Origin of the sequence: Pantoea sp. Seng (assembly GCF_009829935.1) — a bacterium.
GTDB lineage: Bacteria > Pseudomonadota > Gammaproteobacteria > Enterobacterales > Enterobacteriaceae > Pantoea > Pantoea communis.
Genome location: NZ_SZZV01000012.1, coordinates 50,833 through 62,926 on the forward strand (window position 1 = coordinate 50,833; position 12,094 = coordinate 62,926).

A 12,094-nucleotide genomic window follows, 5' to 3' on the forward strand; every position below is an offset into this window, starting at 1 on the left:
TATGTTGAAGTCGTTACTGGCTGTGATGCTCGGTGGTGCCGTGGGCTGTTCACTGCGCTGGCTTATTTCTCTGCGGTTCAACGCGCTGTTTCCCAATCTGCCACCGGGCACTTTAATGGTGAATCTGGTCGGTGGTTTTATCATCGGTTCAGCGTTGGCGTTTTTTGTCCGCAATCCGCATATTGACCCTTTCTGGAAACTGCTGATTGTCACTGGCTTATGCGGCGGTTTAACCACCTTCTCTACCTTTTCAGCGGAAATTGTCGGCTTGCTGCAAACCGGTAAATACCTCTGGGCGATGTCGAGCGTGATGGTGCATGTGATTGGTTCACTGCTGATGACCTTCGCCGGCTTTGCAGTGGTGAATCTGCTGGGATAAAAGCCCTCCGCATCACGGGCTTGAAATAACGCCTAAGAGGTAGATACTGGTCGGTGTTCTGTTTGCGTGACAAGCAGAACCTGTCACCGATTTATCCGGACGATTAGGGAGCCCGTTGATGCGAAGTAACCCCAAATTCCTTAACCTGGTGTTGTTAAACGGTGAACCTGAACAGAAACTGCGCGCGGCCCGTGCCGCCGGTTTCGATCAGGTCGAAATCTGGCGGGATGATGTTGAGGCAGCCACAGCGCAGCTGGCTCAACAGTTAAATCTTGGCTTTACCAATTTGCAGGTGCTGCGTGATTTTACCGGTGCGCCAGATCGTGAACGTCTGCAAAAGCGTGAAGAGCTGCGGCAGTTTATCCAGATTGCGCAGTCAATCGGTTGCAACACCATTCAGGCACCGGCCACCACGCGTGAAGATTGCGTGGCGGAGCGCATCGATGAAGATCTGCGTTGGATGGCCTCAGAAGCCGCGCGCTATAACATGCGCATCATGTACGAACCCATGGCGTGGTGCAGCGTTGATAATACGCTGCCGCTGGCGTGGGAACGATTGCAGCGCCTGGACCAACCGAATATTGGACTGGTGGTCGATCTGTTCCACATTTGTGCCTTGGGTGGGGACGCCTCACAGCTGGATGGCATTCCTGCCGATCGTATCTATGAAGTGCAACTGTGCGATATGGCGGAGATGCCGCCGCAAGAGAAGGGCGCGCTAAGTGATTATGCGCGCCATCAGCGGTTGTTGCCCGGCGACGGCATTATCGAAGTGGAACGCTTTGTCGATAAGCTGAAAAGCGCCAGCTATCGTGGCCCGGTCGGCATTGAAGTGTTTAACGATGGATTAAAAGCGCAGCCACCCGAAGTGGCTGCGCAACAAGCCTGGAACGCGTTAAATCGCTACTGGCCTTAATCCTGCAAGCACTGGGCGATAAAGGCGGCCGCTTGCATCGCACCCTGTGAAGAAATGGTATGACCGGTGGCGGCTTCAAAGCGCGCTTCCACCGTCACGCCTGCCGCTTGCAGGCGCTGTGCTGCTGACTCACTCTCGCTATACGGAATCACACCATCCGCTTTGCCGTGAATCAGCAACGCAGGCGTGTGCGAAGCCGGGGTTAATGCACCGTCAAACGACAATCGTCCGGAAAACGCCACCACGCCCGCCAGCGGATGACGGCCCTGTGCCAGTGCATCCAGCGCCATGATCGAGCCCTGAGAAAAGCCTACCAGAATCACTTTATCCCACGCGTCCGCCATGCCGTGTTGCGCCATCAACTGTTGCAGTGTCTCATCGAACGCTGCGCGGGCTTCACGCACCCGCGCCGGACGATTTTCTGGGGTAATGCCCGTCAGGCTAAACCACTGATAGCCCATTGCATGTTCAAACGGATAGGGCGCATTCGGCGAGGCAAAAGCCACATCCGGCAGCAGGCTGGCCCAATGCTGGCCGAGTCCTGCCAGATCGTCGCCATTACTGCCCACACCATGTAAAAAAATCACCAACGCTTTTGCCATCATCCTGCTCCTTAAAGTCCGTAATCCGCCATATCCGGGCCTACTGGCACAATCCCGTTCGGGTTCAGTGCCTTAATCGAATAGTAGCCCTGCTTGATATGGTCGATGTTCACTGTCTGACGCACACCCGAAACCGCCAGCATACTCTTCAGATAGCGATCGAGCAGCGGATAGTCGCGCAGGCAGCGCAGGTTACATTTGAACAGACCATGATAAGCAACGTCAAAACGCACCAGCGTCACGAACAGCCGAATATCGGCTTCGGTCAGGCGCTCGCCCAGCAGGAAAGTACGGCCATCTTTCAGACGCAGTTCCAGTTCGTCTAACTGGCTGAACACATCATTAAACGCTTGCTGATAGCTCACCTGCGTGGTGGCAAAGCCGGTACGATACACGCCGTTGTTGAGACGTGGATAGATCGATGCGTTGATCGCGTCGATCTCAGCGCGCAGATCTTCTGGATACAGATCGAGGCTGTTGTCTGCCAGATCGCCAAACCCGCTGTTCAGCATACGCAGGATGTCAGCAGATTCGTTGTTCACGATGGTCTGCGTCTTTTTATCCCACAGTACCGGCACCGTGGCGCGGCCTGTAAAGTCAGCATCGGCGCGGGTATAGAGTTCGTGGATGTACTCGGCTTTGTTAAGCCAGTCACGATCAGCACCCGGATAGTCACCGAAGTGCCAGCCCTGCGCACCCAGCTGCGGCTCGACCACCGAGACGCTGATCACTTTCTCCAGTCCTTTCAGGCTGCGTGCTACCAGTGTGCGTGATGCCCATGGGCAGATCAGTGCCACATACAGATGATAGCGATCCGGCTCGGCGGCAAATTCGCTCGAGCCGTCTGGGGTGATCCAGTGGCGAAAACTGGACGTCTGACGGACAAATCCGCCCTGTTTATCGGTGGCTTGAACCGGGTGCCACTCTGCGCTCCACTTACCGTTAACCAACATATGCTCGACTCCTCTCTGGTGATGGAGTGAGCATACCGCGCTGCTGGTTGGGTGATAATCCGGGCAAAATGGCTTTCATTGCTTCCAAATTGGAAGGAATCAGCCGGGAGGATGCTGCTGGAAATGATCGGCGATGAAATCAATCAGTAAGCGGGTTTTCTGCGCCAGATGGCGAGCGGGGGGATAGAGGGCAAACAGGCCCATCGGCGGCGTGGCGAAGTTATCCAGCAGCGAGACGATCTCGCCGCGTTGTAGCGCAGGTGCGGCAATAAAACCCGGTAAACGTGCGATACCCAATCCGGCGATGGCTGCTTGTAAACAGGCTTCGGTATTGGAGAAACACAGGCGGCCGCGAATCGGCATGCTTACGCTGTCGCCACAGGGCGTCACAAACGGCCAGTGCCAGGGATCGCGGAAATTGGTGTCGCTGATACACTGATGTGCAGCCAGATCGCGCCAGTGCTGCGGCGTGCCTTGTTGCAGCAGATAGCCCGGCGAAGCCGCTACGCGAATCGGCACATCGCCCAAACGACGTGCAATCAGGCTACTGTCATCTAATTTGCCAATGCGAATCGCCATATCGAAGCCTTCATCGACGATGTTAACTGCACGATCGGAGAAGTTAACGTCCAGTTCAATCAACGGATAGTGACGCGCAAATGCGACCAATACGCTGGCGAGCACCGCCGTACCAAAGGTGCCGGGCGCACTGATTTTTAAGCGCCCCGTCGGCGTGGTGGCATTTTCGCGTACCGTGGCATCCAGCGTGTCGAAAGCATCCAGCAGGGTTTTCACGCGTTCGTAATAGGCGCGACCCACTTCAGTGGCTGAGAGTGCACGCGTGCTGCGCTTGAACAACTGCACGCCGAGTTCCTGCTCCAGCCGGGAAACCAGCTTGGAGGCCTGCCCGCTGCTGGTGCCCAGTCGCTCGGCCGCCCCGGCAAAGCTGCCTACTTCCAGCACCGCGACAAACATGCGGTCACAATCGAGACGATCCATGGCGGTTCCTGAACAGCGAAAAAGGTGAGTATACACATTCGTTATCGAGGCACGGTAAATCGTGCTGCTATCACTGATTGCCAAATGCGACAATATGTCGCACAATCACCTCTGTTGTACGTCTGGCAATGACGTATCAATGGAACCACCCTCACAACAACGTATCGGGTGACGACAATAAGAGGTTTAAATATGGCAACCAGCGTCCGCTTAGACGATGATTTTGTTGAAGATGTGAAAACACATGCAGAAGCCATGAGCCGCAGCGTGCCTAAGCAGATTGAGCATTGGGCGAAGATTGGTCGCATCGCAGAGGATAACCCCGATCTGACGTTCTCCTTCATCAACGAAATCTTACTGGCTAAAGCAGAAATGGATAACGGCAAGGTCAAAAAATATGTGCGCAGAAAAGACCGGACAGGAAGTTGAGATTTATCAGACCCGCCGTTTTGACAAGGCTTTTAACCGCCTGACGGAACAGGATCAGGAGGGTGTTGATCAAGAGATTGGCCGCATTATTGCTATCCCAGAGATCGGTGAACGCAAAAAGGGCGACCTGAGCTATCTCTGGGTGCACAAGTTTTACCTGAGCAAGCAGCAATATCTGTTGGGTTACAGCTGGGTCGATCAGAGACTGGAAATCTATCTTCTGAGCCTCGGTACACACGAAAATTATTATGACGACCAGAAGCAACATCGTAAAAACGACCTGAAACTCATCGGCTAACAGAGTCGCTTCCTTAAGCGGTGGAAGCGTCCTTTCCAATCCAAACCCCTCCGGCGTGATTCATGCCAATAGATGGTCGATGCACATTCAGTGCGCCCCCTCTTTTCCCCTGCGACAAAACCTGTTGAACTAGCTGTTCGCCTTAAGCTGGCCGGGAGCCATGCATGTCTTTGCTTCACCTGTCGTCGCTGGCGGAGATTTCCGCCCTCGAATGGGATGCGCTGTTACCTGACGATCAACCGTTTTTACGCCATGCCTTTCTGCTCACGCTGGAAGAGAGTGGCAGTGTGCGGCCGGAAAACGGCTGGCAGGCGGATCACTTGCTGTGGCGTGAAAAGGGCGTGCTGAGCGCCGCGCTGCCGGGCTATCGCAAACGCAATTCGCAAGGTGAATACGTCTTTGATCACGCGTGGGCTGATGCCTGTCACCGCGCCGGCATTCCATACTATCCAAAGTGGCTGGGGGCGATTCCGTTCAGCCCGGTTACGGGTGCGCGTTTATTGGGCGAGCAAGCCGCCATCAGCCAGCTGCTCGCAGCGTTGCCCGATGAACTGCTGCAAAACGGCCTGAGCGGCGCACATATCAATTTCACCACGCCGTTTGCCAACGATGTGATGGAGCAGCAGCCCGACTGGCTGGCGCGTCTCGGCATCCAGTATCACTGGCACAACAAAGGCTACCGCGATTTTCAGGATTTCCTCGACACGCTGATGTCACGCAAACGCAAACAACTGCGTAAAGAGCGCGAACAGGTGGCGAGCAGCGGCTTTGAGTTCAACTGGTATCGCGGTGACGAACTCAGCGAAGATCAGTGGGATTTCGTCTACACCTGCTACGCCAACACCTATGCGGTGCGCGGGCAGCGTCCTTATCTCACGCGGCAATTCTTCAGCCTGCTGGCCGAACGCATGCCGCGATCGATTCGCGTGGTGATCGCCACGCTACAGGGCCATCCGGCCGCCATGTCGTTCTATCTGGTGGATGGCAACTCGCTGTACGGGCGTTACTGGGGCTGCCTGGCGGAGTTCGATCGCCTGCACTTTGAAACCTGCTTCTATCAGGGCATGGATTTTGCGATTGCCGAGGGATTACAGCGTTTTGATGCGGGAGCGCAAGGCGAGCACAAACTGGTGCGCGGCTTCGAACCGCAGATCACCCACTCATGGCACTACCTGTGTCATCCGGGATTGCGCGAAGCCGTAGAAGAGTATTTAGTGCAGGAGCGGGCAGGGATCCGCGCCTATGCCATTGAAGCGCGCGAAGCCCTGCCATATCGACGCGGCGATTAATCTTCGCCGACAAAGCCACCGGTCTGATGCTGCCACAGGCGCGCGTAAAGCCCGTTGTGCGCCAGCAGTTCGCGGTGGTTGCCCATCTCAACAATCTCACCTTTATCCAGCACCACCAGTCGATCCATTTTGGCGATAGTCGAGAGACGGTGCGCGATGGCAATCACCGTTTTGCCCTGCATCAGCGTTTCCAGGCTTTCCTGAATCGCCGCTTCGACTTCGGAATCGAGGGCGGAAGTGGCCTCATCCATGATCAGAATCGGCGCATCTTTCAGCAGCACGCGGGCGATGGCGATACGTTGACGCTGACCGCCGGACAGTTTCACTCCGCGCTCACCCACATGCGCATCCAGCCCGGTACGGCCCTGTGGATCGGACAGCAGCGGAATGAACTCATCGGCGCGGGCGCGGATAATCGCCGCCTGCAGTTCGTCTTCGGTGGCGTTTGGGCGTCCGTACAGCAAGTTTTCTCGAATCGAACGGTGCAGCAGCGACGTGTCTTGAGTGATCATGCCGATCTGGCCGCGCAGGCTCTCCTGCGTGACTTCGGCGATGTTGTGATCGTCAATCAGGATGCGCCCGCCGTTGATGTCATAAAGCCGCAACAGCAGGTTCACCATTGTCGATTTACCGGCACCGGATGGCCCAATCAGGCCGATTTTTTCACCCGGTTTGATATTCAGGTTGAGGCGATTGATCACCTGGCGGCTGCCGCCGTAATCAAAGCGCACATCTTCAAAGCGGATCTGACCCTGCGTTACCTGCAGGTTTTTCGCCTGCGGCTCATCCTGTACGCTGAGCGGCTGCGCGATGGTGTTCAATCCATCCTGCACCATGCCGATATTTTCAAAGATGCCGTTCACCACCCACATGATCCAGCCGGACATGTTCACTAAGCGGATCACCAGACCGGTGGCCAACGCAATCGCACCGACGCTGATCAGCGACTGGCTCCACAGCCACAATGCCAGGCCAGAAGTGCTGACAATCAGCAGACCATTCAGCGTCGATAGTGTGATATCCATGGTGGTGACCATGCGGCTGGCGTGCTGGGTTTTGTCGGTCTGCTCCTGAATCGCTTCGCGCGCGTAGCGTTTCTCCAGATCGTTATGTGCGAACAGTTTGATGGTGGCGATATTGGTATAGCCATCGACGATGGGGCCCATCAGTTTGGATCGCGCCTCGGAAGAGACCACCGAACGTTGCTTCACGCGCGGCACAAAGAAGCTCAGAGAGACGCTATACGCCACAATCCAGATAATCAGTGGAATCATCAGGCGCCAGTCGGCCTCGGCAAACAGCACCAGCGAAGTCACCGCGTAAATCACCACATGCCAGATGGCATCCACCAGCTGCACCGCGGAATCGCGCAGGGAGTTGCCGGTCTGCATGATGCGCTGGGCGATACGTCCGGCGAAATCGTTCTGGAAGAAGTTCAGGCTCTGGCGCAGCACGTAGTTGTGATGCTGCCAGCGGATCATGCTGGTCATGCTCGGGTTGATACTCTGATGCACCAGCATATCGTGCAGCGCGATAATCACCGGCCGCAGAATCAGCGCGACAAACCCCATCCATAGCAGCACCTGCCAGTTGTCGGTGAACAGCGTGGCGGGCGTCGAGTGATTGACCAGATCGATGATGCGGCTGAGATAGCTGAACAGCGCCACTTCAATCAGCGCCTGCGCTAATCCCACAATCAGCAGGGCGACAAAGCTCGGCCACACCTGACGCAGATAATAGAGGTAAAACGGCCAGACGCTGGAAGGGGGAGAATCGGTTGGTGCATCCTGGAAAATATTGATAAAACGTTCAAAACGACGATACAACATAAAGTCACTCTTCCGTTTGGTGAGAGTTAACAGCTTAGTGCAAGTGAAAGGGATTACCGACATGGATCTGATCATTCGCGGTCGCGAACCGGCCGATGCGGCCGCTTATCAACGCCTTTACAGCCACCCCGACGTGTATCGCTGGACCACGCAGCTGCCGTTTCCCAGCGTGCAAACCTGGCAGAAAAAATTCGAAAACATGGACGCGGCGGGCTATATCGGTTTCGTGGCCGAAATTGATGGGCAGATGGTGGGCGAGCTGACGCTGTTTGTCGAACAGCGCCCGCGTACGCGTCACAGCATCAGTTTTGGTATCAGCGTCGATCCAGCGTTTGGCGGGCGGGGTATCGGTGAGAAACTGATTCGCAACGCCATCGACTATGCCTTTAACTGGCTCGGTGTGGTGCGTATTGAGCTGGAAGCGTTTCATGACAACGCGCGTGCGATACGGTTGTACCAGCGCCTCGGCTTTGAGCAAGAGGGCGTGAAGCGTAAAGCCTGCCTGCGTGAGGGGGAGTATCACGACATCGTGGTCATGGCGAAACTGCGGGAGTAATCGTGGATTGCGCAATACATTGCGCCGTCGCAGGACGGCGCGGTTTATCGCGCGGTATTGGCCTTAATTACTGACTCTTCTCCACGTACTTCTGCATATTCTCTTTGGTCACCAGTTCAAACGGGATCCACACGTGTGAATCCACTTTCTCGCCTTTCATCAGCTTCTGCGCTACATCCACCGAGGCTTTGCCCTGACCAATCGCATCCTGGAACACGGTGACCTGCATTTTGTCCTGCGCCATGGCTTTCAGGCCATCCGGCGTGGCATCAATACCGCCCACCAGAATTTTCTTGTTGCTCTTCGCCAGCGCCATCGCGGCACCGATTGCCATTTCATCGTTGTTAGCGGCAACGATATCAATCGCTTCGCCGTTGCCAATCCAGTTGAGCATCAAATCCATGCCTTCGTTACGTGCATAGTTCGCTGGCTGCTTCTGCACCACTTTCATGCCCGGATATTTCGCCACCACCTGCTCGACATCTTTGGTGCGTTGCAGTGCGCCTGCGTCGGTCAGATTGCCGATCATGATTGCCACATTGCCTTTGTAGTTGGCCATTTTCGCCAGCGCTTCCATTTGCAAGGTACCCGATTCGCGCTCGTCTGAACCGACAAACACCACGCCGGACGGCAGCGATTTGTCGCCTGGTGTGCGGTTAACATATACCAGCGGGATTTTCGCCTGCTGCGCCAATTTGGTCAGCTGCGGTGTACTGGCGGAATCCACCGGATCGACGATGATGGCGTCGACGCCCGCCCCGATAAAGCTCTGCACCTGATCGGTCTGACGGCCAACGTCGCCGCGCGCATCTTCAAATTGCACATCGAGCCCGCGCGCTTTGGCCTCTTTATCAATCGACTGGCGAATAATGGTTAAAAAGTTCTGATCGAAATACGCCATTGATACGCCGATCTTTTCTGCCAACGCCGAGGCAGAGCTGGACAGCAGGCCAAGCAACAGTATCGCCTTGAGGGTTTTCATTGCGGACTCCAGGGTAAGCTTGTTATTAGAATGAATGTTTCAATGAGAGTGAAAATGGCTCAATGAAATCATTTTCAGACTACGAGGCGGTAAGGACCCTGACAATCAACATGTATGGATTTTGCAGCTAAGCGCACATTTTGCTCGCGGGTGCAGGATGCAGGCGGCCTCCTATGACGAGCCGGTGCATGATGCTTTGCGGCTTTTTATGGCGAGCCGATACATGATGCTTTGCAGGCTCATAGTGATGTTGCGAAGGTTTTTCTCAGAGCTGGCGCACATTCCGGTGCAAAAGCATCGGCTTCTTTAAGGTTCTGTGCAGCGCCGCACCCTGCTTTGTGGCAGATGCCAAAACCAGCGCAAAAAAGCCGCGCGGATTCCTCCATCCGCACAATGACCACTCCATATCTGGCTCTCTATAGTTGCTGAACAGTGAAATTTAAGCGGTATTCCTGAACATCATCGCTTCGGAGCAGGACGCTCCTTCATCAAGGGGTTCAGCCATGTTACTAAGCAAAAACCGCAATGAGAACAGTCATGTGCGTATCTGGATCCTCTGTCTGATCCTGTTTCTATCCGTGGTGGCCTATGCCGACCGTTCGATCTTGTCGATCTCCGGATCGGCGATCAAAGAGGAGTTCGGTTTATCAGCGATCCAGCTTGGCCTGATCCTCTCGGCATTCAGTTGGGCCTATGTGATCGGCCAGATCCCCGGCGGGATTTTCCTTGACCGCTTCGGTACGAAAAAAGTCTATGGCGTGACGCTGGCGCTGTGGTCGGTTTCGACCATTTTAATGGGTTTTATTGGCGAGTTTTCCAACGGCATGACCATGGCGCTGACGCTGATGTTTGCGCTGCGTTTTGCCCTCGGACTGATTGAAGCACCGAGTTTTCCGGCCAACGCGCGTGCGGTGATCATGTGGTTCCCCGGTGCCGAACGCGGTCGAGCTTCGTCGCTGTTTGCCTCGGCGCAGTACTTCGCCGTTGCCATCTTCTCGCCGCTGTCCGGCTGGCTGGTATCGCGCTTTGGCTGGGAGTGGCCATTCTTTGTGCTGGGCGGTATTGGCGTGCTGGCGGTGTTTGTGTGGGGTTGGTATATGCGCAGCCCGAAACAGCATCCGCATGTGTCAGCCGCAGAGCTGAAATACATTGAGGAGGGCGGTGCGCTGGTGGATATCGATTCAGCACAAACGCTCAAAGCACGTCCACCCTTGAGCAAAGCGATGTTTAAAACTTTGCTCAGCAATCGCATGCTGTGGTGCGCCTATCTCGGGCAATACTGCATCATTGCGCTCAGCTACTTCTTTATCACCTGGTTCCCGATTTACCTGGTGCAGGCACGCGGCATGAACATCATGGAAGCGGGCTTTGCCACCATCGCCCCGGCGCTGTTTGGCTTCCTGGGCGGCATCAGCGGCGGTTACATCTCTGACAAGTTGCTGGCTAACGGCTGGAGCCTGTCGTGGGCGCGTAAAACGCCGTATATCGTCGGCATGCTGATGGCCGCCTCGCTGATTCTGGCTGCGGTGATCCCGACCAATGCCGGCATTATCGCCATTATGTCGTTTGCCTTCTTCGGGAAAGGCGTGGCGGCGGGCGCGGGTACCTGGACGATTGTCAGTGATACCGCACCGAAAGAAGCAGTAGGTCTGGCGGGCGCGATCTTCAATGGCATCGGCAATATGGCCGGATTTATCACGCCACTGCTGTTCGGCATCATCGTCGGTTTGACCGGCAGCTACAGCATTGGATTGGTGTTCGTTGGCGCGCATTGCATCGTCGCGGCGCTGCTGTTCCTGCTGGTGATGGGCCCGATTGAACGTGTCGGCGACGAGCAGGATTCGTCTGCAACATCCTACGAAAATCAGGGGAAACAAGATGGGATCAAAGCCGTTTAACGTATTGCTAAAAGGGCCGCTGTTGCCGCAGCGGCTGCAGGATAATCTGGATGCGCACTTCACCACTTCACGCTTGTGGCAACAGGAGGATCAGGCGGCGTGGCTGGTAGAGCACGGTGCCAGTATTGATGCGCTGGTGACCAGCGGCAATGCGTTGATGGGAGCAAGTGCTGAGCTACTGGCGCAGTTGCCCAATCTGAAGGTGATTTGCAGTAACGGCGTGGGCTATGACGCGATAGACATTGCTGCCGCCGAAGCGCGTGGCATCGTGGTGACCAACACGCCAGGCGTTTTAAACAGCTGCGTGGCGGATACCGGCATGGCGCTGCTGCTGGATGTGGCGCGCCACATCAGCGCATCGGATCGTTATGTGCGCGCCGGTAACTGGCAAGCGAAAGGGCGCTATCCGTTGACCACCAAAGTAGGCGGTAAAGTGTGCGGGATTGTCGGGCTGGGCGGGATTGGTAAGGAGCTGGCCAAGCGCGCTCAGGCGTTTGATATGGATGTGCATTTTTACAACCCGCGTTCACGCCCGGATGTGCCTTACACGCGCCACGATTCGCTGTTATCACTGGCAAAGCAGGCGGATTTTTTGGTGCTGACCCTACCCGGCGGTGCCGCCACACATCATCTGGTGAATGCTGAAGTGTTACGTGCGCTGGGGCCAAAGGGCTTTTTAATCAACATTGCGCGCGGCAGTGTGGTGGATGAGCAGGCGTTGATTGCGGCGCTCGAAGCCGGTGAGATTGCGGGTGCCGGTCTGGATGTGTTCGAGCATGAACCGGCTGTGCCTGCTGCGTTACTGCAGCGTGATGATGTGGTGATCACCCCGCATCTCGCCAGCAGCACCCATGAAACCATGGCGTCGATGGCAGATTTGGTGTTTGAAAACCTGCTGGCGTTTTCGCAGGGCGAAGCGGTGTTAACGCGGGTGGTGTAGATTCTGTCGCTTGATAAATCGCGC

General features: G+C 55.8%; 13 protein-coding genes. 8 read left to right on the forward strand and 5 right to left on the reverse strand.

Going from position 1 to position 12,094, the window contains the following annotated elements:
- Position 1 precedes the first annotated feature (1 nt).
- Both crcB and FD737_RS13990 read left to right on the forward strand, forming a co-directional pair.
- A complete protein-coding gene (gene crcB, locus FD737_RS13985; protein WP_160833764.1) occupies positions 2 to 379 on the forward strand; it encodes a fluoride efflux transporter CrcB in 378 nt (125 codons plus the stop codon).
- Positions 380 to 497: 118 nt separating this feature from the next.
- Complete coding sequence (locus FD737_RS13990; RefSeq protein ID WP_160833765.1) at positions 498 to 1,295, forward strand: sugar phosphate isomerase/epimerase; 798 nt, start codon at positions 498 to 500, stop codon at positions 1,293 to 1,295.
- Here the strand turns inward: FD737_RS13990 and FD737_RS13995 are convergent.
- The 3 genes from FD737_RS13995 to FD737_RS14005 all read right to left on the reverse strand — a co-directional run bounded on the left by FD737_RS13995 (position 1,292) and on the right by FD737_RS14005 (position 3,849).
- Positions 1,292 to 1,897 (reverse strand): alpha/beta hydrolase, encoded by a 606-nt coding sequence (locus FD737_RS13995; RefSeq protein WP_034819904.1) that lies wholly within the window; start codon positions 1,895 to 1,897, stop codon positions 1,292 to 1,294. The two genes, FD737_RS13990 and FD737_RS13995, sit on opposite strands and share 4 nt — an antisense overlap.
- An 11-nt stretch (positions 1,898 to 1,908) precedes the next feature.
- Complete coding sequence (locus FD737_RS14000) at positions 1,909 to 2,850, reverse strand: glutathione S-transferase family protein (protein WP_160833766.1); 942 nt, start codon at positions 2,848 to 2,850, stop codon at positions 1,909 to 1,911.
- 99 nt (positions 2,851 to 2,949) lie between these two features.
- A complete protein-coding gene (locus FD737_RS14005) occupies positions 2,950 to 3,849 on the reverse strand; it encodes a LysR family transcriptional regulator (protein WP_160833767.1) in 900 nt (299 codons plus the stop codon).
- 192 nt (positions 3,850 to 4,041) lie between these two features.
- Between FD737_RS14005 and FD737_RS14010 the strand changes: the two genes are divergently transcribed.
- From FD737_RS14010 to FD737_RS14020, 3 genes are all read left to right on the forward strand, one after another.
- On the forward strand, positions 4,042 to 4,278 hold the full coding sequence (locus tag FD737_RS14010; protein WP_034819879.1) for a ParD-like family protein: 237 nt from the start codon (positions 4,042 to 4,044) through the stop codon (positions 4,276 to 4,278).
- A complete protein-coding gene (locus FD737_RS14015; protein ID WP_160833768.1) occupies positions 4,247 to 4,576 on the forward strand; it encodes a type II toxin-antitoxin system RelE/ParE family toxin in 330 nt (109 codons plus the stop codon). The genes FD737_RS14010 and FD737_RS14015 overlap by 32 nt, the downstream gene beginning before the upstream one ends.
- Positions 4,577 to 4,740: 164 nt before the next feature.
- Positions 4,741 to 5,865: a GNAT family N-acetyltransferase gene (locus FD737_RS14020; RefSeq protein WP_160833769.1), complete on the forward strand. Its 1,125-nt coding sequence runs from the start codon at positions 4,741 to 4,743 to the stop codon at positions 5,863 to 5,865.
- Here the strand turns inward: FD737_RS14020 and FD737_RS14025 are convergent.
- Complete coding sequence (locus tag FD737_RS14025) at positions 5,862 to 7,694, reverse strand: ABC transporter ATP-binding protein (RefSeq protein ID WP_160833770.1); 1,833 nt, start codon at positions 7,692 to 7,694, stop codon at positions 5,862 to 5,864. The two genes, FD737_RS14020 and FD737_RS14025, sit on opposite strands and share 4 nt — an antisense overlap.
- A gap of 61 nt (positions 7,695 to 7,755) precedes the next feature.
- On the opposite strand from FD737_RS14025, the gene FD737_RS14030 reads away from it, so the two are divergent.
- Positions 7,756 to 8,250, forward strand: coding sequence for a GNAT family N-acetyltransferase (locus FD737_RS14030; protein ID WP_097119427.1), 495 nt, complete (start codon positions 7,756 to 7,758; stop codon positions 8,248 to 8,250).
- A 67-nt stretch (positions 8,251 to 8,317) separates the two neighbouring features.
- Here the strand turns inward: FD737_RS14030 and FD737_RS14035 are convergent, their stop codons facing one another.
- On the reverse strand, positions 8,318 to 9,232 hold the full coding sequence (locus FD737_RS14035) for a sugar ABC transporter substrate-binding protein (protein WP_097119426.1): 915 nt from the start codon (positions 9,230 to 9,232) through the stop codon (positions 8,318 to 8,320).
- Positions 9,233 to 9,735: 503 nt separating this feature from the next.
- On the opposite strand from FD737_RS14035, the gene FD737_RS14040 reads away from it, so the two are divergent.
- Positions 9,736 to 11,130: an MFS transporter gene (locus FD737_RS14040; protein ID WP_097119425.1), complete on the forward strand. Its 1,395-nt coding sequence runs from the start codon at positions 9,736 to 9,738 to the stop codon at positions 11,128 to 11,130.
- Complete coding sequence (locus FD737_RS14045) at positions 11,111 to 12,070, forward strand: 2-hydroxyacid dehydrogenase (RefSeq protein WP_160833771.1); 960 nt, start codon at positions 11,111 to 11,113, stop codon at positions 12,068 to 12,070. The genes FD737_RS14040 and FD737_RS14045 overlap by 20 nt, the downstream gene beginning before the upstream one ends.
- The last annotated feature ends 24 nt before the right edge of the window (positions 12,071 to 12,094 follow it).